15 protein-coding genes, 1 rRNA gene and 1 riboswitch are annotated in these 23,070 nt (G+C 54.8%); of the genes, 7 read left to right on the top strand and 9 right to left on the bottom strand.

The genetic code is table 11. The features are described 5' to 3' along the window. Positions 1-331: 331 nt before the first annotated feature. Positions 332-1,441, bottom strand: a complete 1,110-nt coding sequence (gene asd, locus QMZ65_RS20580; protein ID WP_097118913.1) for an aspartate-semialdehyde dehydrogenase — start codon at positions 1,439-1,441, stop codon at positions 332-334. A gap of 321 nt (positions 1,442-1,762) precedes the next feature. Between asd and QMZ65_RS20575 the strand changes: the two genes are divergently transcribed. Beyond that, on the top strand, positions 1,763-2,356 hold the full coding sequence (locus QMZ65_RS20575; RefSeq protein ID WP_034827091.1) for a YhgN family NAAT transporter: 594 nt from the start codon (positions 1,763-1,765) through the stop codon (positions 2,354-2,356). A 42-nt stretch (positions 2,357-2,398) separates the two neighbouring features. Here the strand turns inward: QMZ65_RS20575 and panS are convergent, their stop codons facing one another. Both panS and lysC read right to left on the bottom strand, forming a co-directional pair. Then, complete coding sequence (gene panS / locus QMZ65_RS20570) at positions 2,399-3,322, bottom strand: ketopantoate/pantoate/pantothenate transporter PanS (RefSeq protein ID WP_034827093.1); 924 nt, start codon at positions 3,320-3,322, stop codon at positions 2,399-2,401. Between the two features lie 284 nt (positions 3,323-3,606). Beyond that, a complete protein-coding gene (gene lysC, locus QMZ65_RS20565; protein ID WP_034827106.1) occupies positions 3,607-4,962 on the bottom strand; it encodes a lysine-sensitive aspartokinase 3 in 1,356 nt (451 codons plus the stop codon). A gap of 109 nt (positions 4,963-5,071) precedes the next feature. After that, positions 5,072-5,266: riboswitch (Lysine riboswitch) on the bottom strand. Between the two features lie 394 nt (positions 5,267-5,660). Between lysC and pgi the strand changes: the two genes are divergently transcribed. From pgi to QMZ65_RS20540, 5 genes are all read left to right on the top strand, one after another. Continuing rightward, on the top strand, positions 5,661-7,307 hold the full coding sequence (gene pgi, locus QMZ65_RS20560) for a glucose-6-phosphate isomerase (protein ID WP_160834053.1): 1,647 nt from the start codon (positions 5,661-5,663) through the stop codon (positions 7,305-7,307). 523 nt (positions 7,308-7,830) lie between these two features. Continuing rightward, positions 7,831-8,079: an exopolysaccharide production protein YjbE gene (yjbE, locus tag QMZ65_RS20555; RefSeq protein WP_034827112.1), complete on the top strand. Its 249-nt coding sequence runs from the start codon at positions 7,831-7,833 to the stop codon at positions 8,077-8,079. 77 nt (positions 8,080-8,156) lie between these two features. Then, positions 8,157-8,804: a YjbF family lipoprotein gene (locus QMZ65_RS20550; protein ID WP_283216606.1), complete on the top strand. Its 648-nt coding sequence runs from the start codon at positions 8,157-8,159 to the stop codon at positions 8,802-8,804. Continuing rightward, a complete protein-coding gene (locus QMZ65_RS20545) occupies positions 8,801-9,538 on the top strand; it encodes a capsule biosynthesis GfcC family protein (RefSeq protein WP_097118909.1) in 738 nt (245 codons plus the stop codon). Before QMZ65_RS20550 ends, QMZ65_RS20545 begins: the two co-directional genes overlap by 4 nt. Further along, positions 9,538-11,628: a YjbH domain-containing protein gene (locus QMZ65_RS20540; protein WP_058960031.1), complete on the top strand. Its 2,091-nt coding sequence runs from the start codon at positions 9,538-9,540 to the stop codon at positions 11,626-11,628. Before QMZ65_RS20545 ends, QMZ65_RS20540 begins: the two co-directional genes overlap by 1 nt. 119 nt (positions 11,629-11,747) lie before the next feature. Here QMZ65_RS20540 and metH read toward each other — a convergent pair whose 3' ends face one another. Continuing rightward, on the bottom strand, positions 11,748-15,431 hold the full coding sequence (metH, locus tag QMZ65_RS20535) for a methionine synthase (protein WP_283216605.1): 3,684 nt from the start codon (positions 15,429-15,431) through the stop codon (positions 11,748-11,750). Positions 15,432-15,629: 198 nt separating this feature from the next. Here metH and iclR point away from each other — a divergent pair, with 198 nt between their 5' ends. Then, a complete protein-coding gene (gene iclR / locus QMZ65_RS20530) occupies positions 15,630-16,460 on the top strand; it encodes a glyoxylate bypass operon transcriptional repressor IclR (RefSeq protein ID WP_211729059.1) in 831 nt (276 codons plus the stop codon). On the opposite strand, the gene aceK is transcribed toward iclR, so the two are convergent. The 5 genes from aceK to rrf all read right to left on the bottom strand — a co-directional run bounded on the left by aceK (position 16,457) and on the right by rrf (position 22,941). After that, entirely contained in the window at positions 16,457-18,190 is a 1,734-nt protein-coding gene (aceK, locus tag QMZ65_RS20525) for a bifunctional isocitrate dehydrogenase kinase/phosphatase (protein ID WP_283216604.1), read from the bottom strand. The genes iclR and aceK overlap by 4 nt on opposite strands. A gap of 133 nt (positions 18,191-18,323) precedes the next feature. Further along, a complete protein-coding gene (gene aceA, locus QMZ65_RS20520) occupies positions 18,324-19,625 on the bottom strand; it encodes an isocitrate lyase (protein WP_058960030.1) in 1,302 nt (433 codons plus the stop codon). A 16-nt stretch (positions 19,626-19,641) separates the two neighbouring features. Next, entirely contained in the window at positions 19,642-21,240 is a 1,599-nt protein-coding gene (gene aceB / locus QMZ65_RS20515) for a malate synthase A (RefSeq protein WP_097118905.1), read from the bottom strand. A 271-nt stretch (positions 21,241-21,511) separates the two neighbouring features. Beyond that, entirely contained in the window at positions 21,512-22,441 is a 930-nt protein-coding gene (gene metA, locus QMZ65_RS20510) for a homoserine O-acetyltransferase MetA (protein ID WP_034827128.1), read from the bottom strand. A 384-nt stretch (positions 22,442-22,825) separates the two neighbouring features. Beyond that, a 5S ribosomal RNA gene (gene rrf / locus QMZ65_RS20505) occupies positions 22,826-22,941 on the bottom strand. Positions 22,942-23,070: the final 129 nt, after the last annotated feature.

The following is a 23,070-nucleotide window of genomic DNA, read 5'->3' as shown; positions in this document are numbered from 1 at the left end:
GACCGGAGTGGACAACAATGCCGCCTCTGGTGCGCTGCTTTTCATTGAGCCATACGTACATCAGCAAGAGAGGACACCGTCCATGGGAGAAGATCTTTGCCGTGTACAACAACCATTCAGTTCGGAAAGCAAAAACAGTAAACAACCGGCACATCACTGTTAAATCATAGCTTGGGGCTGGCAGAAGCCAGGGGGGAAAGCAAAAAAATCTTGTCGGGCAAGCAAAAAGGGGAAGCGGATCACTTGTCAGGCGCAATTTGGGTTAAGTTTTGCAACCTGGTTGGCATAAAAAAGGCCGGGAAATCCCGGCCTGTCTGCTTTGTCGCTGCGCTTAGTCGATCAGCAAACGCAACATGCGGCGTAGCGGTTCAGCCGCGCCCCACAACAATTGGTCACCCACGGTAAAGGCGGAAAGGTATTCCGGCCCCATGTTCAGTTTGCGCAGACGGCCCACTGGCGTGGTCAGCGTACCGGTCACCGCTGCAGGGGTCAGTTCACGCATGGTGATTTCGCGGTCATTTGGCACCACTTTCACCCACTCGTTATGAGAAGCCAGCAGCTGTTCGATTTCGTTCAGCGGGATATCTTTTTTCAGCTTCAGGGTGAATGCCTGGCTGTGGCAGCGCAGTGCACCGACGCGCACACACAGACCATCCACTGGGATCACGCTGCTGGTGCGCAGAATCTTGTTGGTTTCTGCCTGGCCTTTCCACTCTTCGCGGCTCTGGCCATTATCCAGCTGCTTGTCGATCCATGGAATCAGGCTGCCCGCCAGCGGTACGCCGAAGTTGTCGGTCGGCAAAGTGCCTGAACGGGTGAAATCGGTGACGCTGCGTTCGATATCCAGAATCGCCGAAGCCGGATCCTGCAGGGATTTCGCCACGTGGTCGTGCAACATGCCCATCTGGGTCAGCAGTTCACGCATATGGCGCGCACCGCCGCCCGACGCCGCCTGATAAGTAGCGACAGAGGCCCACTCCACCAGATCGTTAGCGAACAGGCCGCCGAGTGACATTAGCATCAGGCTGACGGTACAGTTACCGCCGACGAAGGTTTTGATACCGTTGTCGAGGCCCTGACGAATCACATTGTGGTTAACCGGATCGAGAATGATGATGGCGTCATCTTTCATGCGCAGCGTCGAGGCCGCATCAATCCAGTAACCCTGCCAGCCGCTTTCACGCAGCTTAGGGTAAACTTCACTGGTGTAGTCACCGCCCTGGCAGGTGATAATAATATCCAGCGCCTTCAGCGCCTCGATATCAAAAGCATCCTGCAGCGCACCGGTCGACTTGCCGCCGAATGTCGGTGCTGCCTGACCAAGCTGAGACGTGGAGAAGAAGACCGGATTAATCACATCAAAATCGCGTTCTTCACTCATGCGTGACATCAGCACAGAGCCGACCATGCCACGCCAACCAATAAAGCCTACATTCTTCATTTTCTGTCCGTCCGGGGCGTTATCACTGTGCCCTTCGTGGTGCGAGGAAAAGACCAAGCGGAATATCCAGTTGATCTGCGTAATAATCAGGTTTACCTGCGACCTCCAACTCTACAAAATGCAGGCTTTCTGGCAAGTGAATTAATTCGATTGCGCCAACTTTTTCAGCAGTACAACTAATACTCCCCTCAATGAATCGAGGTACGGGCAGGCGGAAATTCGGAGTATCTCGATCGGCTACGCGAGTCAGCGCTCCGGAAGCCCATCGCCGCCAACGCACCTTAGTTGAAAAATGACGGGAACAAGGGATGGCTATTACCTATGACTGAAATGATATCTGCGACCATATTGCTGCTGTTGATTATGGATCCGCTAGGCAACCTGCCGATTTTTATGTCGGTGCTTAAGCATCTCGAACCCAAGCGCCGGCGCGCGGTGCTAATACGTGAAATGCTGATCGCACTGATCATCATGCTGCTTTTCCTGTTTACCGGCGAACGTATTCTGGCGTTCCTGAATTTGCGCACCGAAACCGTCTCGATCTCCGGCGGCATCATCCTGTTCCTGATTGCCATTCGCATGATTTTTCCCTCTGGCGAAACCAGCACCAGCGGATTACCTGCAGGTGAAGAACCGTTTCTGGTGCCGCTGGCGATTCCGCTGGTCGCAGGCCCTTCGCTGTTAGCCACGCTGATGCTGCTGTCACATCAATATCCTAATCAGATGTCACATTTGGTTGGTGCATTGCTGATTGCCTGGGGCGTTACCGTGGTCATTCTGCTGATGTCAGGACTGTTTTTACGCCTGTTGGGCGACAAAGGCGTTAACGCGCTGGAGCGGTTGATGGGCTTGATTTTGATTATGCTGGCAACGCAGATGTTCCTGGATGGGATCCGCGCTTATCTAAAACTTTAGTAAATAGACAGCGGGCGGCACTTTGGCCGCCCGCTCGCAGGATTACTTCTGCTTCTTCTCAATCGGTTTGCCCGACCAGTAACCGGCCAGCAGCGAACCTGACAGGTTGTGCCACACCGAGAACAGCGCACCCGGCAAAGCGGCCAGTGGCGAGAAGTAGAGTTTGCCCAGCGTTGCCGCCAGACCGGAGTTCTGCATACCCACTTCCAGTGCCAGCGTGCGGCAGGTGGATTCGTCAAAGCCAAACAGCTTGCCGCCCCAGTAACCGCCCAGCAGGCCGATGGCGTTATGCAGGATCACCGCCGCAATCACCACCAGGCCGACAGAACCGATAAAGCCCTGAGAACCCGCTACCACTGCGCTGATAATCAGCAGAATGCAGACCATGGAAAATGCCGGCAGATAGGGCTCAACACGGCGCACCACGCTGTTCATTGAGTGGTGGATGATCAGACCCAGACCAATCGGGATAACCACGATTTTAATAATGCTGAGCAGCATGCCGATCACATCGACCTGAATGTGAGTATCGACATAGAAGCGCGTCAGTAGCGGCGTGGCGAACACACCCACCAGCGCAGACACTGAAGAGATGGTCACGGACAGGGCCACATCGCCCTTCGCCAGATAGATCATCACGTTGGACGCGGTACCGCTGGCCACGCTGCCCACCAGGATCATCCCGGCTGAAAGGTCCGGCGGCATGTGGAATAGCTTAGCCAGGCCCCAGGCGGCGAGTGGCATCACCAGATAGTGCAAAAAGGTGCCGGCAATAACCGGTGCCGGACGCGTCAGCACACGTTTGAAATCATCAATATTCAGAGTGACGCCCATGCCGAACATGATCAGCATTAGCAGGTAAGTGACCCACGGCCCAATACCGAGAAACGTCGAGGGTGAGTAATACGCCGCGACCGAGAGCAGCACGGCCCAGAGCGGGAACAGGCGGGTTAATTTGGCGAGCATGGAGAGACTTCCTTAGATATTTTTTAATTTATTTCATATGCCACAGATGAAGTGCCGCGCGGGGAACGACCACAGCGACGGACGCGGGATCATAACATTTCATTATCGTGACGTAAGGCGGGAAGTCGCTGGCAGGATAAAATGCGGATCGTCTGCGGCAAAGCAGGGAAAACGGCAATGATATCCGCTGCTTTTAAGGCGGTGGACGAGATATCGCACGCCTGTAGCCTGTTAAAGAAATAAAAAAGCCGGACGATGTCCGGCTCGTTTTCAGCATGTCTGGATTAACTGCCAAACAAGTTCTTATGCAGCGCGCGCACCACTTCTTCTGCGTCTGGCGTTGGTACCAGGAAGCACAGGTTATAGCTGCTGGCACCGTAGCAAATCATGCGCAGATTAAACGGCTCAAGGGCACCAAACACCTCTTTGCCAACGCCGCAGGCTTTCGACAGGTTGTTGCCGATAATCGCCACCAGCGCCAGGTTCTCTTCCACTTCCACGCGGCACAGTGAAGAGAGCTCAGTCAGCAGTGCTTGCGTCAACAAGCTTTCACCGGTGGTCGAAGAACCGGTGGTATCCAGCGTCAGCGCCACGCTCACTTCTGACGTGGTGACCAGATCGACGGAGATGTTATGGCGAGCCAGAATCGCGAACACTTCAGCCAGGAAGCCGTGCGCGTGCAGCATGTTCAGGCTGTGCAGCGTCATCAGCGTTTGCTTACGACGCAGTGCCAGCGCGCGGAACAGCGGTGGATTCTGGGTTTCATTGCACACGCGCGTGCCACCTGCAGCCGGATCTTTGCTCGAACCGACGAACACCGGAATGTCACTGCGCACAGCTGGCAGCAAGGTCGCTGGATGCAGCACTTTCGCGCCGAAGATCGCCATTTCCGCCGCTTCCTCGAAGGTGATCTCTTCGATGCGTTTCGCGGTGGGCACCACGCGTGGATCGGTGGTGTAGATACCGGCCACGTCGGTCCAGATATCCACACGCGATGCCTGCAGAGCTTCTCCCAACAGTGCTGCGGTATAGTCGCTGCCGCCACGTCCCAGCGTGGTGGTGCGCCCTTTGCCTTCGCTACCAATAAAGCCCTGAGTAACGACCAGTGCTTCTGCAACACGTGGAGCCAGTTGCGCGGTGGACAGCTCTTTCAGCGTGGCAACATCAGGCTCAGCACGACCAAAACGGTCGCTGGTGCGCATCACTTTACGCACATCAAACCATTCGGCATTGACCTGACGCTCACGCAGCACTTCCACGAACAGCAGGGTCGACATCAGCTCACCGTGGCTTACCAACTCATCGGTCAGCGCATGTGAGGTCGCCAGCGCAGTCGCTTCCGCCAGCATCAGGATGTTTTCCAGCATGCGATCAATCTCCTGGCGAATCACTTCAGGGGATTGCAGGCGATCAATGATGGCGTATTGAATGTTGCGAATTTCGTCCAGCAGGTGCGCGCGCTGCTCCAGTTCCCGGCCTTCAGCCAGAGAAACCAGCAGATTAGTCACGCCAGCAGACGCAGAGAGCACCACTAAACGGGTATTGGCATCAGAGAGCACAACATCCGCACTGCGGTTCATGGCATCAAAATCGGCAACGCTGGTGCCGCCAAATTTTGCCACGATCAGGTTTTGAGACATGTTACGAACCTCGTGTCAGATTAGCTTTCTCCCGTGGTTAAACGGAAGAGGTGATTTCAGCCTTGGCACAAGAGAAGAGCAGAATTGGACAGACAAGATCAGGAGATGAGTCACCAAAAGCACTTCACCTTGCGAAACGTCCGACTGCGGACGCTTCTGGTGACAACCCAGAGGATTCAGCCCCTGCAGCCGACAGGACAACACTCCGCGTGTTGTTCCATCTCGGCGTCGCACCCCATGATGTGTTGTCGTTGGATACGGATCCTCAAACACACTGCCTGGGCGACGCGCCTCTTCTGGCTTGCACCCAAAGGTGCAAGTCGCGGGCACAAAATACTGATTAATTTTGCTGCTGTCCAGCCTTGCAACACGTTGAAAATTCTTTTTTAGAATTACGCCAGCGCATCGCAGAACAAACGCTGGCAGCCACACCCGCCTAAAGTAGTCAACGGCGCGCAAAAACGCGGCTTTTTGCTGATGCGGCACAGGGAATTTTTTTGCCAGAACATCGACAATCACCGCCGGATTAACCTGAAACCTTGCGGCCACGGTCACAAATTTTTTCCCTTCGTTTGCAACTGTGGTCATACTGAAACCCGTTCGCGGTAGCGTATCAGCCACAAGAAATGCTTAGCACGCTGGGTCAGCAGGACGCGCCCGGCTGGAATGACGGTTCTTATTTCAACAAGAGTGTTGCCATGAAAAATATCAATCCGAAACAAACCGCAGCCTGGAAAGCGCTGCAGCAGCATTTTGACCAGATGAAATCGGTGCAGATCGCCGACCTGTTTAAAGATGATGCCGATCGTTTTGCGAAATTCTCTGCCACTTTCGACGATCAGATGCTGGTGGATTTCTCAAAAAACCGCATCACCCAGGAAACCCTCGATAAGTTACAGGCGCTGGCAAAAGAGACCGATCTGGCGGGCGCCATCAAATCCATGTTCTCTGGTGAGAAGATCAACCGCACCGAAGAGCGTGCCGTGCTGCACGTTGCTTTGCGTAATCGCAGCAACACGCCAATCATTGTTGATGGCAAAGATGTGATGCCAGAAGTGAATGCGGTGCTGGCGAAGATGAAAGGCTTCTCTGAGCGCATCATCAGCGGTGAGTGGAAAGGTTATACCGGCAAAGCGATCACCGACGTGGTGAACATCGGTATCGGCGGTTCGGATCTCGGTCCATTCATGGTGACTGAGGCGCTGCGCCCGTATAAAAATCACCTGAACATGCACTTTGTTTCTAACGTTGATGGCACACACATTGCCGAAACGCTGAAAGATCTCAGCCCGGAAACCACCCTGTTCCTCGTGGCGTCTAAAACCTTCACCACGCAGGAGACCATGACCAACGCCCACAGCGCGCGCGACTGGTTCCTGAAAACCGCGGGCGACCAGCAGCATGTCGCCAAACACTTTGCTGCGCTGTCGACCAACGGTAAAGCGGTGGGCGAGTTCGGTATCGATACCGACAATATGTTTGAGTTCTGGGACTGGGTCGGCGGTCGCTATTCACTGTGGTCAGCGATTGGCTTGTCGATCATCCTGTCAGTGGGCTTCGAGAACTTCGAACAGCTGCTGAGCGGCGCACATGCGATGGACAACCACTTCGCCAACACGCCAGCCGAGCAAAACCTGCCGGTGCTGCTGGCACTGATCGGTATCTGGTACAACAACTTCTTTGGTGCCGAAACCGAAGCCATCCTGCCTTACGACCAGTACATGCACCGTTTCGCAGCGTACTTCCAGCAGGGCAACATGGAGTCCAACGGTAAGTACGTGGATCGCGAAGGTAACCCGGTGGATTACCAGACCGGCCCAATTATCTGGGGCGAGCCTGGCACCAACGGTCAGCATGCGTTTTATCAGCTGATTCATCAGGGCACCAAACTGATCCCTTGCGACTTTATCGCCCCGGCGCAGACCCACAACGCACTGACCGATCACCATCCGAAACTGCTGTCGAACTTCTTCGCGCAGACCGAAGCGCTGGCGTTTGGCAAATCACGTGAGGTGGTCGAGAAAGAGTTTACCGATGCCGGTAAATCCGTTGAGTCTGTTGCCCACATCGTGCCGTTCAAGGTGTTCGAGGGTAACCGCCCAACCAACTCCATCCTGCTACGTGAAATCACCCCGTTCAGCCTGGGTGCACTGATTGCGCTGTACGAGCACAAGATCTTCACTCAGGGCGCGATTCTCAACATCTTCACCTTTGACCAATGGGGTGTTGAATTGGGTAAACAGTTGGCAAACCGTATTCTGCCAGAGCTGGAAAATGAATCGCAGATCAGCAGCCACGACAGTTCCACTAATGGCTTAATTAACCGCTATAAATCCTGGCGATAATTTTCCTGCCAATCTGAATAAGGCGGCTTAATTGCCGCCTTATTTCTACTAAACATGCAATAAACCTCGCAATTTTGTTATTCAGCGATCCCGTTACGGTTAGATAATTCTTAAAATGCGCTAAGGAAAATCGGAGTTTGTTTAAAATGAACAGCATGGCACTCATCAAAAAATGGATCTAATTCGCCCACCTAAAATAAGCATCTATTTGATTAATCTATCATTAAAATTAAAGCACACTCAGGAAAATCTGATTAATCCTATTCCGTACCATTTTTTAATGCAAAAGTGAAAAATGCTGCCGTGTCAGCCCCAACCACTCAAATATCCCGCCACCTGAAAAATATTCATTTAAAAAAAGCAGCTATCGCCAATTCGCCGTATTTATCACCAGAATAACCCCTGTTTTTCACCCTCTTTTACTGGCGATGAACTCTGGTAATTTGTTGCCCTATACTGAACGCGCCCGAAATTAGGGTACATCCTTCATTCATTTGTTTCTAAAAATGCAGGAAACGTTGTTATGAAAAAACTGATGGTTGCCGGTGCAGCCTTACTTTACGTTGCCGTTTCTTCCGCTGCGATTGCCGCACCGGAAGAAGCTGGTGCTGCAGCGGGCGCGCAGGCGGGAGCAATCTCGACCGGTGCCACGACCGCTGTGGGTATCGGCGCACTGGGCGCGTTAGTAGGACTCGGCATCGCTGCTGCTGGCGGCGGTGACGGCGCAAATACCGGCACAACAACGACCACCACAACGAGCACCACGCGTTGATGTAGCACCTTTAAACATAACCACACAGCCGTGTGGTTATTTTTTGCCTGGTTTTATTTTTGACAGGGATATACACAGTGCACCGACTCTCCTTGCTACTTTTCTGCCTGCTGCTGCAGGCCTGCACACAAACACAAAAAGGCCTGGAACAAACCGTGATGCTGGCCGTAAAAGGTCCGGATGATGTCACCGTCACCGATGAGCAGGTTGCCAGTCTCCCTTACGCCAGCCTGTATGCGCGCATCAATGAAGGACCGCGTATCTTCGTGGTACTTGGGTATGACGAAAACGGCCAGCTGAAATGGATCACTCAGGATAAAGCGATGCTGGTGATGCAGCATGGCAGGCTCGTCAAAACACTGGGGCTGGCCAGCAACCTTGATGAGGTCAGCAATCTGGCGCAGGATCCGCTCGTCGATGCGCTGCATCTGCAAAACAATGTCAGCTGGACCCGCGTGGTGCAGTGGCGCGAGAAAGAGAAAGTACGCGCTGCCACCGCCACTTCCACCTTTCAGCGCGGCGATGACACCGTGCTGAACATCGCCGGTGAGCGCGTGCCCTGCCGTATCTGGATCGAGACCGTGCGAATGGATGATGTCGGCGCAGAATGGCAAAACACCTTCTGGATCGATAACCGTGATGGCAGCGTTTTGCAGGCAAATCAAATGCTCGCCGCAGATGCCTTCCCAGTTGAAACCACTATTCTGAAGCCGGCAAAATCATGAAAATAATCTCCCCTCTGTTAACGGCCATCGCGCTGCTGACGGCCGGTTATGCGCAGGCAGATAGCCAGGTAACGGTGCATGACCAGCACAGCCAACACAGCCTGCAGATCGATCATGCACAGAATCTGGCGCAGCTGGTCACCAACCCGGCACTGCACACCTGGTGGCCCGGTACGGTGATCGCTGAACGTGGCGCAACGGCGGTGGCACAGCAACAACAGCAACAGCTGCTGGCTGATTTACGCACCTGGCAGGCCGAAAGCGGCGATGCGCTGGCAGCGACCATTGGCGCAGTGATCCACCAGCTCAGCACGATACAGGTCACCGGACGCCAGTTCACTGAACTCGATCCTGATTGGGTGCGCCTGCGTCCAGAAGCCAATCGCACGCTACAGGGCAGCTACGACCTCTACACGCTGCCTCAGCCTGACCAGGTGCTGATTCTCGGCGCGCTGGAACATCCCGGCAAAGCAAGCTGGCAACCTGGTCGCACCGTGCGTGATTACCTTGATACCCACGATCGCCTGTCAGGAGCCGAGCGCAGTTTCGCCACGGTGATCTCGCCTTCGGGCCAGATGCAGCAGGTGCCGGTCGCCTACTGGAATCAACGTCACGTGGAAGTGGCACCCGGCAGCATCATCTGGCTGGGCTTTACCTCATGGAGCCTGCCGTGGGGAAAAGCTGATTTGAATGCGCGCATGCTTTCTGTTCTGACACACCGGATTCCAGACTGATGAAAAAACAATTACTTCTCAGCCTGTTGGCTGCTTCTGTCTCTGCGGCATGCCAGGTGCACGCGGAAACCTGGCCGGAACCCATCGGGCCATCACAATCGGATTTCGGCGGCGTGGGTTTGATGCAGACCCCCACGGCACGCATGGCGAAAGAGGGCGAATTCAGCCTGAACTTCCGCGATAACGATCAATATCGCTACTACTCTGCTTCGCTGCAGCTGTTCCCATGGCTGGAAACCACCGTGCGTTACACTGACGTGCGTACGCGCCGCTATAGCGCAGTTGAAGGCTTCAGTGGCGACCAAAGTTATAAAGACAAAGCCTTCGATGTGAAGCTGCGTCTGTGGCAGGAGAGCTACTGGCTGCCTGAAGTGGCAGTCGGATCGCGTGATTTGGGCGGTACCGGCCTGTTTGACAGTGAATATCTGGTGGCAACCAAAGCCTGGGGACCGTTTGATTTCACCATGGGCATCGGCTGGGGCTACCTCGGTAACAGCGGCAGTATCAAAAACCCGTTCTGCTCCTACAGCGATAGCTTCTGTAGCCGTACCGGCGGTGGCTCGGCGGGTTCTATCAATGGTTCCCAGATGTTCCACGGCCCGGCAGCACTGTTTGGCGGCGTGGAGTATCAAACCCCCTGGCAGCCGCTACGTCTGAAGCTGGAATATGAAGGCAATGACTATCAGGATGACTTTGCCGGACGTCTGGAACAGCGCAGCAAGGTCAACGTGGGAGCGATTTATCGCCTGACCGATTGGGCCGATATCAACGCCAGCTATGAGCGTGGCAACACCTTTATGTTTGGCGTGACCGTGCGCACTAACTTCAACGATTTGCGCCAGTCGCACATTGATAGTGCCAAACCGGCTTATAACCCGCAGCCGCAGGGTGATCTGTTGCAACCGACGGTGGTAGCCAACCAGCTGACCGATCTGAAGTACAACGCCGGATTAAGCGGTCCGCGCATCCAGACCAAAGGCAGTACGCTGTATGTCTCTGGCGAACAGACGAAATACCGCGATACGCGCGAAGGCGTCGATCGTGCCAATCGCATCATCATGAACAACCTGCCGGCCGGCATTGATACCATAGATGTCACCGAGTCGCGTCTCAATATGCCGCAGGTGACCACCCGCACTGATGTCGCCAGTCTGCACAATGCGCTGAGCGGTTACCCGCTGGGTCATGAGCAGCCGCTGCAGCAGACGCGTGAGAATCCGGTCGATCCTGGCGAGACTGAACAAGGCTTCTTTATCCGCAAAGATCGCCTTCACTACAATCTGGCACCGGTGCTCAATCAGTCGGTTGGTGGGCCTGAGAGCTTCTACATGTACCAACTGGGCGTGATGGGCAGCGTTGATTACGCACTGACCGATCACCTGCTGGTTAGCGGCAGCCTGTTTGGTAACCTCGCCAATAACTACGACAAATTTAACTACAACGGCGCACCGGCTGACTCCACCCTGCCGCGCGTGCGTACCCATATTCGCGACTACGTCGAGAACAATGTCTACGTTAATGACCTGCAAGCCAACTACATGGGGTATCTCGGCAATGGCTTCTATGGCCAGGTGTACGGCGGTTATCTCGAAACCATGTACGGCGGCGTGGGTGGTGAAGTGTTGTATCGTCCGATAGACAGCAACTGGGCTTTTGGTGTTGATGCCAACTACGTGAAACAACGTGACTGGGACAACATGATGCAGTTCACCGACTACAAAGCGCCAACCGGACACTTCACCGCGTACTGGCGCCCATGGTTCATGCAGGACGTGCTGGTGAAAGCCAGCGTCGGTGAATATCTGGCGAAAGATAAAGGTGTGACGGTCGATGTGTCGAAGCGCTTCGACAGCGGTGTGATGGTCGGCTTCTACGCCACCAAAACCAACGTGTCCGCCGAAGCCTATGGCGAAGGCGACTTCACCAAAGGCTTCTATATCTCGATTCCAATGGATCTGTTTACCGTGACGCCAACCCGTGGCCGTGCGCAGGTGAATTGGGTGCCGCTAACGCGTGATGGCGGACAGATGCTGGGGCGTAAATATCAGCTGTATGACATGACCTCAGATCGTGATGCGCGGTTTAATTAACGACAAGTGTGGAAGGTTGAAACGGCGTTGACCTCCAGGCGCATTCCTGGAGGTTTCGGGGCCTTGCCTGGTTGGGCCCCGACTGAATGCTCTGCGTATCCTTTTACGCCATCAGCCCATCAATCCGCGTCATAACCCAGATTCGGTGCTAGCCAGCGCTCAACCTCGCTGACACTCATCCCTTTACGCGCCGCGTAATCTTCCACCTGATCACGCTGAATCTGCGCCACAGCGAAGTATTTGCTGTCCGGATGGCTGAAATACCAGCCGGATACTGCCGCACCCGGCCACATAGCAAAGGACTCCGTGAGCTTCATGCCAGTGTGCGTCTCCACATCCAGCAACTGCCAGATTTGCGCTTTCTCCGTGTGTTCCGGACAGGCCGGATAGCCCGGAGCAGGACGAATGCCCTGATAATTTTCGCGAATCAACTCTTCGTTACTCAGGTTCTCATGAGCGGCAAAGCCCCAAATCACCTTACGTACCCGCTCATGCAGATATTCGGCAAAAGCTTCGGCCAGACGGTCTGCCAGCGCCTTGATCATGATTTTGTTGTAGTCATCATGCTGCTGTTCATAGGCTTCGGCCAGCGCATCCTCTTCCAGTCCACCGGTGACAGCAAACGCACCGAGATAATCGGCTTTACCGCTGGATTTCGGTGCGACAAAGTCAGCTAAGCAGTAGTTGGCGAAGTCGGTTTTCTCGGTCTGCTGACGTAAGTGATGGCTCACACCTATCACCTGATCGCGGTTTTCATCACGGTAGACTTCAATATCGTCTCCGACGCGGTTTGCCGGGAAAATACCGACTACGCCACGCGGATTGAGGGTGCCGGTTTCACTGAGCCTGTCCAACATGGCGTTGGCATCGGCAAACAGGCGTTTAGCCTCTTCACCCACCACTTCATCTTCGAGAATGCGCGGGTATTTCCCCGCCAGCGACCAGGTCATAAAGAACGGCGTCCAGTCGATGTAGTTACGGAGGGTGTCGATACTGGCTTCAACCGCGCTGACCCCAAGGCGATGCGCGACCGGCGGCGTATAGCTTTCCCAGTCGATGGCGTAATCGTTGTCGCGTGCGGTTTGCAGGCTGACCGGCGGCGTGCGTGGCTTCTTACGTGCGTGCTGAATGCGCACCGTGTCGTACTCTTTGCGCGTGCGGGCCATAAACTCCTCTTTAAGGCTTTCTGAGAGCAGTGAAGAGACAACACCCACGGTGCGTGAGGCGTTTTGCACATACACCGTTGGACCACTGTAGTTCTGCTCGATCTTCACTGCCGTATGCGCTTTCGACGTGGTCGCACCGCCAATCAGTAACGGGATGGTGAAGCCCTGGCGCTCCATCTCTTTCGCCACGTTGACCATCTCATCCAGCGAAGGCGTAATCAGCCCGGAAAGCCCAATGATATCGGCATTTTCAGCAATGGCGGTTTTCAGGATTTTGTCACTTGGCACCATCACGCCAAGATCGATAATTTCGTAGTTATTACACTGCAGCACCACGCCGACAATGTTTTTACCGATGTCATGCACATCGCCCTTCACCGTCGCCAGCACGATTTTACCGTTGCTGCGCCCGACTTCTTTGCTGGCTTCAATGTAAGGTTCGAGATAGGCCACCGCTTGCTTCATCACGCGCGCCGATTTCACTACCTGCGGCAGGAACATTTTGCCCTCGCCGAACAAATCGCCGACCACGTTCATGCCGGACATCAGCGGCCCTTCAATCACTTCAATGGGCCTTGCGGCAGCCTGACGCGCCTCCTCGGTGTCCAGCTCAATAAATTCAGTGATGCCTTTTACCAGCGAGTATTCCAGACGCTTGACCACGTCCCAACTGCGCCATTCGGCCTGCTGCTTCTCCTGCTCACCGTCGCTCTTGCTACCGCGATATTTCTCCGCCAGCTCCAGCAAACGCTCAGTGCCATCGTCACGACGGTTCAGCACCACATCTTCCACCGCATCGCGCAGTTCTGCGGGCAAGTCGTCATAGATCGCCAGCTGACCGGCGTTGACGATGCCCATATCCATCCCATTGCGAATCGCGTAATAGAGGAACACCGCGTGAATCGCCTCGCGCACTGGATCGTTACCACGGAACGAGAACGACACGTTAGACACGCCGCCGGAGATCATCGCATGCGGCAGCTCGCGCTTGATGTCTTCACAGGCGCCGATAAAGTCCATCGCATAGTTGTTATGCTCTTCAATACCGGTGGCGACTGCGAAGATGTTTGGGTCGAAAATGATGTCTTCTGGCGGGAAACCGACCTCTTCCGTCAGAATCTTGTAGGCGCGACGACAGATTTCGATTTTACGTGCGCGGGTATCCGCCTGGCCGACTTCATCAAACGCCATCACCACCATGGCGGCACCGTAGCGTCGCACTTTACGCGCGTGTTCGATAAACGGCTCAACGCCCTCTTTCATCGAAATTGAGTTAACGATGCCTTTGCCCTGAATGCACTGCAGCCCTTTCTCGATCACCTCCCACTTGGAGGAGTCGATCATGATCGGTACGCGCGCGATATCGGGTTCACCGGCAATCAGGTTGAGGAAGCGCACCATCGCAGCTTCCGCATCCAGCATGCCTTCGTCCATGTTGATATCGATAATTTGCGCGCCGCTTTCCACCTGCTGACGGGCCACATCCAACGCTTCGTTGTACTTCTCTTCTTTAATCAGACGCTTAAATTTGGCCGAACCCGTGACGTTGGTGCGTTCACCGACGTTCACATACAGCGAATCAGCGTGAATATTCAGGGGTTCCAGACCGGACAGACGGCAGGCAACAGGGATTTCAGGCAGCTGGCGGGGGGCAACGCCCTCAACCGCCGCCGCCATCGCCGCGATATGTTCCGGCGTGGTACCGCAGCAGCCGCCGATGATATTCAGGAAACCGGCTCGCGCCCATTCGCCGATCTGTTCAGCCATGGTTGCCGCATCTAAATCGTATTCACCAAACGCATTCGGCAAACCGGCGTTAGGGTGAGCAGTGACATAGCCTTCCGCAATGCGGGATAGCTCCTGCACGTACTGGCGTAGCTCGTCTGGACCGAGCGCACAGTTCAGGCCAAACGACAGCGGCTCGGCGTGACGCAGTGAGTTGTAGAAACCTTCTGTGGTCTGGCCGGAGAGTGTGCGACCCGAGGCATCGGTAATGGTACCGGAGATCATCACCGGCAGCTTCACGCCCATCGCTTCCATCTCGACCTGCACCGCGTAAATCGCCGCCTTGGCATTCAGGGTATCGAACACCGTCTCAATCATGATCAGATCTGAACCACCCTCAATCAGCGCATGCGTTGATTCGCGGTAGGCTTCCACCAGCTGATTGAAGGTGACGTTTCGGAAGGCAGGATCATTCACATCCGGCGAGATGGAGCAGGTGCGGTTGGTGGGGCCGAGCACGCCCGCAACATAGCACGGTCGGTCAGGTGTTTTTACCGTCCATGCATCCGCACTGGCGCGCGCCAGTTTTGCCGCTTCAAAGTTAATCTCCGCTGACAAAGCTTCCATCGCGTAATCTGCCATCGCAATGGTGGTGGAGTTGAAGGTGTTGGTTTCCAGAATATCTGCGCCAGCGGCAAGATAAGCATCATGAATTTCGCGAATAACGTCCGGTTTGGTGAGCACTAGCAGGTCGTTATTGCCTTTCAAATCGGAGGGCCAGTCGGCAAAACGGCTGCCACGAAAATCGGCTTCGCTGAGTTTATAACTCTGAATCATGGTGCCCATGCCACCGTCCAAAATCATAATCCGCTGTGCCAGTTGCTGATGCAGCATTTCTGTTTTATTGCTCACTCTCGCCCCGTCCACGTCATTGCGTTGGCTAATATGCCAGCCAAACATACTGGCATAACTTTCCGGTGAGCAAAAGTCACGACAGATGAGACATTTTCAGCCTGAAAGTATTACAGATCCGACCAGTAAAGCAGCGTTTGCATTCATACGCCCAAAAACGAAAATGGTTTCCAGCATTGATGCGATTGTGGAGACGTTATGGCAACCCCAGTACCGGCGAAACGTGGAAAAAAACCACGTGCCGCAGCAGCCACCAGCGCCCCGGCAGGTGGACAAGTTCAATCCCTGACGCGCGGTTTGCGTTTACTTGAACTGATCGCCGAATCTCACGGCAGCGTTGCCCTGACCGAGCTGGCACAACAGGCCGGATTACCTAACTCCACCACGCACCGCTTGCTGACCACCATGCAGCAGCAGGGATTTGTGCATCAGGTTGGTGATCTGGGCTTCTGGACCATCGGCTCACATGCCTTTGTGGTCGGCAGCAGTTTTCTTCAGAGCCGCAATCTGCTGGCGATTGTGCATCCCATCCTGCGTAAACTGATGGAAGATGCCGGAGAGACAGTGAATCTGGCGGTGCTGGATCTCAGCGACTATCAGGCAGTGATTATTGACCAAGTGCAGTGTACGCAGCTGATGCGTATGTCGGCACCGATTGGCGGTAAGCTACCGATGCACGCGTCTGGCGCAGGCAAAGCATTTCTCGCCCATCTCAGCGATGAGCAGGTGACCGCGCTGTTGCATCAGAAAGGATTGCACCACTACACACCGAAAACTTTGATGTCTCCGCACAGCCTGAAAGAGAATCTGGCGCTGATTCGCAAGATGGGCTTCTCACATGATGATGAAGAGCACGCGCTGGGCCTGCGCTGCGTGGCGGCACCCATCTATGATGAGCACGGCGAGCCTTTTGCCGCCATCTCGATTTCCGGCCCGATAGCACGCATGACCGACGACCGTGTGACCGAACTGGGCGCGCTGGTGATCCGTGCCGCCAGGCTGGTCACGCAGACCTATTCTGGCCGCTAAGCGGCCACTGATGCATAGCGCGCGCTGAAACGCTGTCCGGCGCGCCAGGCGATCACTTCTTCGATATGCCCTTCCCGGATGCGCGTTTGCAGCGCGCGCCACCAGCCCGGATCAAACAGCTGCGGGTGCAGCGCGAGCAATAACTTACCGGTGCCCGGCTCGCTGCACAGCGCATAGCGGAAGGTTTCGGGGAACACATCATCCGGCCCCACGCTGTACCACGGCTCGGCTTGCAGCTCATCCTCTTCGTAACGTGCTGGCGGCACATCGCGGAACTTCAGTTCGGTCATAGGCCGAATTTCATCGTAGTCGTAAAACACCACGCGACCGTGACGCGTCATGCCGAAGTTTTTGAATAGCATGTCGCCGGGGAAAATGTTCGCTGCCGCCAACTGGCGAATCGCATCGCCATATTCGCCAATCGCGTGCTGACGCTGTTCTGGTGTGGCCTGCGCCAGCCACAAATTGAGTGGCTCCATACGGCGTTCCAGCCACAGATGGCGGATGATCAGCACATCGTCACGCAGTTCCATCTTCTCCGGAATATCGCGTTCAAACTCCACCATCAGCGCTGCCGGGATACGTGCGCGCGGTATCGCGAAGTACTCAAACTCTTGTGTATCGGCCATGCGTCCCACACGGTCGTGCTCTTTAACCATGCGATAGCAGTCACGCACCTGCGCATCAGTGACCTCTTTCTGCGGCGCGAAGCGATCTTTAATCACCTTAAATACGCGATCAAATCCGGGCAGCGTAAACACCAGCATCACCATGCCGCGGATGCCGGGCGCGACGGTGAACTCTTCGTCGCTGTGTGACAGATAATGCAGGTATTCGCGGTAGCATTCGGTTTTGCCGTGTTTCTGGCAGCCGATGGCCATGTAGCGTTCGGCGAGGGTTTTACCCGGCAGAATCGGTTGCAGCCAGGCAACCAACGCTGCGGGCACCGGTGCATACACCATAAAATAGGCGCGTGCGAAGCCAAAGACGATGCTGGCGTCGTCGCTGTCGGTTAAGCAGGTATCGATCCACAAGCGTCCCGCCTCATCGCGCTGGATGGGCAGCAAGCAAGGCACCATGCCATCACTCAACTGCAATCGCGCCACGATCCAGGCGGTTTTATTGCGGTAGAACAGTTCACCGGCGACATCCAGCGTGGCGGTGGCCAGTTGAGCGGGGCTGAACTGTTCATGCAAGTGGCGGACGATCCAGCCGATATCGCGGGTGATATCCTGCCAGGGCAAGCGCAAAGGAATATCGTTCAGAACCTGCCTTAATACTTCATGCCAGTTGCCTTGTGGACGGTACAGCCGCGACAATGGACGTTGTGCCATCGGCGCGGCGACATAGGGCTGCGACGGGAAGATAAACAGCCGATTGGGATCGAGATGGCTGTGCCCCTGCAAGCGACAATAGACGGAATTAAAGAAGCTTTCGGCAATTTCATGGCGCGGATAACCGGGTAGCAGCGTCTCATAGTGGCTTTTTACCCGCAGCCAGAACGCTTCATCCCAGTTTGACACATCATTGAGGATGCGCAGTTGGTTGGTCACCAATCCAACATGGTGATCGTAAAGATGGATACGCGCTTTCATTGCCTGCTGCACGGCATGCCAGTCGGCCTGCTCGAAGCGCTGCTGGGCGCCTGCGGTGATATCCAGAAAGCGGCCATACTGCGCGTCGAAACCTTGCAGAATGGTGTGGGCGATCAGAGATTCTCTCGGTGTCATAGGCAACGCTCCGGCAAAGGGAGCCCATCCATGGGCCAGGCGTGATGAAAGTCCGCGATGCGGTTTTAGTCGCCATCAATGGCGACCCTACGAATGTGTCGTGCAATTTTCGTAGGGTACGCATGCAGACTGATCAGAACTGCGCAGCTTCTGTCGAACCGGTCAGTGCGGTCACGGAAGACTGGCCGCCCTGAATCACGTTGGTGATGCGATCAAAATAGCCGGTGCCCACTTCCTGCTGATGCGAGGAGAAGGTGTAGCCTTTTTCGCGCGCGGCAAATTCCGGCTGCTGCACTTTCTCAACGTAATGGCGCATCCCTTCACCCTGCGCATACGCGTGTGCCAGATCGAACATGTTGAACCACATGCTATGAATGCCGGCCAGCGTAATGAACTGGAAGCGATAGCCCATGTCGCTTAATGCCTGCTGGAAACGGGCGATGGTGCGATCGTCGAGATTCTTCTTCCAGTTGAATGACGGCGAGCAGTTGTAGGCCAGCAACTTGCCCGGATACTGCGCGTGAATCGCGTCGGCAAAACGTTGCGCCAGTTCGAGATCCGGTGTCGAGGTTTCGCACCACAATACATCTGCGTACGGCGCATACGACAAGCCACGGCTGATCGCCTGCTCAATACCGGCGCGAGTACGGAAGAACCCTTCAGCGGTACGTTGCCCGGTGATAAACGGCGCATCGCGCTCGTCACAGTCGGAGGTAATCAAGTCAGCGGCATCCGCATCGGTGCGTGCCAGCAATATCGTCGGCACGCCCATGACATCAGCTGCCAGCCGCGCAGCCACCAGTTTCTGAATCGCTTCCTGAGTGGGCACTAACACTTTGCCACCCATATGGCCACACTTCTTCACCGAGGCCAGCTGATCTTCAAAGTGCACCGCACCGGCACCTGCCTGAATCATCGATTTCATCAGCTCGAAAGCATTGAGCACGCCACCAAACCCCGCTTCTGCATCCGCCACAATCGGCAGGAAGTAGTCAATAAAGCCTTCATCTTCTGGCGACAGACCGTTCGCCCACTGAATCTGGTCGGCGCGCTGGAAGCTCTGATTGATACGCTCGACCACATTCGGCACCGAGTTCGCCGGATAGAGCGACTGATCGGGATACATCTGCCCGGCCATATTCGCATCCGCAGCCACCTGCCAGCCGGAGAGATAGATCGCCTCTATTCCGGCTTTGGCTTGCTGTATTGCCTGCCCGCCGGTTAAGGCGCCGAGGCTGTTGATATACCCTTTGGTGGACTCACCATTGAGCAACGACCACAGTTTATTCGCCCCGCGCTCTGCCAGCGTGCAGGCCGGATTCACTGAGCCACGCAGGTTGATAACATCTTCCGCGCTATAGGGGCGGGTAATGCCCTGCCAGCGCGCGTCGTTCCAGCTCGATTCCAGTTGTTTGATCTGTTGGTGACGATTCATAGCGTTATCTCCAGGTTCATGGCAGCAGGCGGTAGCCCGGCAGAGTAAGGAAAGAAACCAGTTCGTTATCCGTGGTGATTTGCGCCATCAGCGCGGCGGCATCGGCAAAGCGTCCGCTACGGAAGCGCTCCTCGCCCAGCGTTTGTTGCAGGGCCAGCATCTCTTCATCGAGTAGCCGCTCAAACAGTTCGGCGGTCACCAGTTGGCCATCGCTGAGGATCTGCTTGTGATGAATCCACTGCCAGATGGAGGTGCGGGCAATTTCTGCCGTGGCGGCATCCTCCATCAACCCATCAATCGGCACGCAGCCGTTACCCCCAATCCACGCCTCAAGGTACTGCAACGCCACGCGAATGTTGGCGCGCATACCCACTTCAGTGCGCAGACCCCGACATGGCCGCAGCAGACGTTCGGCGGTGATGGGTGCATCCTGATCGCGACTGACCTGCAGCTGATTAGGCTGATTGCCGAGCTGACGGTCGAATTCAGCCATGGCGATATCGGCCAGCCCCGGATGCGCGACCCAGGTGCCGTCATGGCCGTTACCGGCTTCACGCGCTTTGTCTTCCTGTACTTTCTGCATCACCCACGCATTACGCTCGGCATCTTTGCTCGGAATCAGCGCGGACATGCCGCCCATCGCCAGTGCGCCGCGGCGGTGGCAGGTTTTGATCAGCAATCGTGAATAGGCATCGAGGAAGGGCTGATCCATACTGATTTGCTGGCGGTCCGGCAGAATGCGATCGCCGTGCTGTGCCAGGGTTTTGATGTAGCTGAAGATGTAATCCCAGCGACCACAGTTCAGGCCCACCACGTGATCGCGCAGCTCCCACAAGATCTCATCCATCTGGAATACCGCTGGCAGCGTTTCGATCAATACCGTGGCTTTGATGGTGCCGCGCGGCAGATCAAAGCGATCCTCGCTAAAGCGGAAGATCTCACGCCACCACGCCACTTCAGATGCATGCTCGGTTTTTGGCAGATAAAACCAGGGGCCATGCCCCTTTTCCAGCAGTGCCTCAACGTTGTGGAACAGGTAGAGCGCAAAATCAAACAGCCCGCCGGGAATGGCCCGATCGCGCCACTCAACGTGTTTTTCATTCAGATGCAGCCCACGTACACGACACATCAGCAGAGCAGGATCGGATTTCAGCTGGTAGATCTTGCCCGCTTCACTGGTGAAGTTCAGCGTGCCGTTGACCGCATCACGCAGTGTCAGCTGGCCATCCATCAATTTCTGCCAGGTGGGTGCCAGCGAATCCTCGAAATCGGCCATGAAGACGTTGACGTTCGCATTCAGCGCGTTGATCACCATTTTGCGATCCGGCGGGCCGGTGATCTCGACGCGACGATCGCGCAGCAATTGGGGAATCGGGCGAACCTGCCAGTCACGTTCACGAATGGAAGTGGTTTCCGAATCAAAGTCAGGTAAGGCACCCTGATCGTAACGCTGCTGGCGCTGCTGACGTGCTTTTAACAGGCGCTCACGTTCCGGTGCAAAACGCGCGACCAGTGTGTGCAGGAAGTCGATGGCTTGCGGGGTGAGCAGCTGCTTTTCCGCGTAGGTAAGGGGCTGAGTGAAGGTCAGCGTATTGTGGATAACCGAATCTGTCATGCGGGCTGCTCCTGTTATGATCCGTCCCCATTTACGGGGATCCGGGTGTAGGGTGATTTTTAACCGGCAAGATCAGAGCATAATGATTTTTATCTTATTTTCAAAAACTATTTCCATTTTTATATTTAAACTGCCTTATTATACTGATAAATATGTAATTTAAACTCTCAAATTAAAGGCAATGGATTCCACAAGCTTGCGCAAGGCAAAAAAAATGCCGCGACAGCACGAGGCTGTCACGGCACATTTAACGAGAAAAGCGAGCTTTGCTTTAGTCGAGTGTGGGGTTCATATGACGCAGATCGAACGGTGTAATCTGGTAAACGTAATAGTTTAGCCAGTTTGAGAACAATAGATTACCGTGGCTGCGCCAGGTGGCACGCGGTGGCAGTTCAGGATTGTCTTGTGGGAAGTAGTTAAATGGTACTTCCGGATGCAGCCCGGCATCATAATCACGATGGTATTCACCGGATAACGTCAGCGCATCGTATTCAGGATGGCCAGTTACAAACGCCAGGCGCTTGTCTTTACTCGCCATCAGGTAAGCCCCGGTGGCGTCAGATTCGGCAAACAATTCGAGATCGGTATAGTCGCGAATTAACTGGCTCGGGAAATCAGCATAACGCGAATGCGGCGCGAGGAAATTGTCGTCAAATCCACGGGTTAACAAAGCATGCGGATGCAGGATTTGATGTTCATACACGCCTGAAAGTTTGTTCTGACGCGTTTGCTTTGGAATGCCGTACAGAATGTTCAGCGCGGCTTGTACCGCCCAACAGACAAACAGCGTGGATGTGACGTGTTCTTTCGCCCAGTGCAGCACACGCTGAATCTGCGGCCAGTATGCCACGTCATTGAAATCCACCAATCCCAGCGGGGCACCCGTAACGATCAGACCATCGAAATTATCGTGCTCAATATCTTCGAAGTTGCAGTAAAAGTTATTGAGATGCTCGCTCGGCGTATTGCGTGACTCACGGCTGTCGATGCGCAGTAGCTGTATGTCGATCTGCAGTGGCGAGTTGGAGAGTAAGCGTAAGAACTGATTTTCCGTTTCGATCTTTTTTGGCATCAGGTTGAGGATCAGTACTTTTAGCGGGCGAATCTCCTGAACACTGGCGCGCGATGAGGCCATGACAAACACGTTCTCATTACGCAAAAAATTCACTGCCGGTAATTCGTCGGGGATTCTGATTGGCATAGCTAACTGACCTCTTACTGATAACCGTATAAACGTTTAGACATCCAGATGCCCGAGATTAGCCTGGCATCCGCTGAATGTCGAGTCTTCATGCGGATTATGAAAATGTTTCAGTTTAAGGCGGGATTTGGAGGTCTGATCCGCCTATTTATGCTACATCTTTGCGCGACCAACGCGGTGTTCTATGCGTTTTTTGCATATAGATGAGGTGTAATGACAGTGTTTGAGAGGAAAAATGGGGGATTTTACGGAGCACTTCAATCTTTTTTCGCAGCGCATTTAGCGGTATTTTGGCGATCTTCGTGGCTGTTAGTATTAATTTCGCCGATCTGCAGACGTAAAAAAACCCTGAACTTTCGTTCAGGGTTTCTTCACTTATTTGATGCCTGGCAGTTCCCTACTCTCGCATGGGGAGGCCCCACACTACCATCGGCGCTACGGCGTTTCACTTCTGAGTTCGGCATGGGGTCAGGTGGGACCACCGCGCTACAGCCGCCAGGCAAATTCTGTTATTCACGCCGTGACATCCGTCACCACGCGAACCAATCCGTTTGAACAAAGCTGAAAATCTACTTCTGCGTCTCTCAAAAACGCCTCTGGCGTTGTAAGGTTAAGCCTCACGGGTCATT

Source organism: Pantoea sp. EABMAA-21 (assembly GCF_030053335.1).
GTDB lineage: Bacteria > Pseudomonadota > Gammaproteobacteria > Enterobacterales > Enterobacteriaceae > Pantoea > Pantoea communis.
This window is presented reverse-complemented; position numbering and strand designations above follow the sequence as displayed.

Coding starts and splice junctions, on each gene's coding strand:
- asd (WP_097118913.1), bottom strand. CDS start 1,441: ATGAAGAATGTAGGCTTTATTGGTTGGCGTGGCATGGTCGGCTCTGTG.
- QMZ65_RS20575 (WP_034827091.1), top strand. CDS start 1,763: ATGACTGAAATGATATCTGCGACCATATTGCTGCTGTTGATTATGGAT.
- panS (WP_034827093.1), bottom strand. CDS start 3,322: ATGCTCGCCAAATTAACCCGCCTGTTCCCGCTCTGGGCCGTGCTGCTC.
- lysC (WP_034827106.1), bottom strand. CDS start 4,962: ATGTCTCAAAACCTGATCGTGGCAAAATTTGGCGGCACCAGCGTTGCC.
- pgi (WP_160834053.1), top strand. CDS start 5,661: ATGAAAAATATCAATCCGAAACAAACCGCAGCCTGGAAAGCGCTGCAG.
- yjbE (WP_034827112.1), top strand. CDS start 7,831: ATGAAAAAACTGATGGTTGCCGGTGCAGCCTTACTTTACGTTGCCGTT.
- QMZ65_RS20545 (WP_097118909.1), top strand. CDS start 8,801: ATGAAAATAATCTCCCCTCTGTTAACGGCCATCGCGCTGCTGACGGCC.
- QMZ65_RS20540 (WP_058960031.1), top strand. CDS start 9,538: ATGAAAAAACAATTACTTCTCAGCCTGTTGGCTGCTTCTGTCTCTGCG.
- iclR (WP_211729059.1), top strand. CDS start 15,630: ATGGCAACCCCAGTACCGGCGAAACGTGGAAAAAAACCACGTGCCGCA.
- aceK (WP_283216604.1), bottom strand. CDS start 18,190: ATGACACCGAGAGAATCTCTGATCGCCCACACCATTCTGCAAGGTTTC.
- aceA (WP_058960030.1), bottom strand. CDS start 19,625: ATGAATCGTCACCAACAGATCAAACAACTGGAATCGAGCTGGAACGAC.
- aceB (WP_097118905.1), bottom strand. CDS start 21,240: ATGACAGATTCGGTTATCCACAATACGCTGACCTTCACTCAGCCCCTT.
- metA (WP_034827128.1), bottom strand. CDS start 22,441: ATGCCAATCAGAATCCCCGACGAATTACCGGCAGTGAATTTTTTGCGT.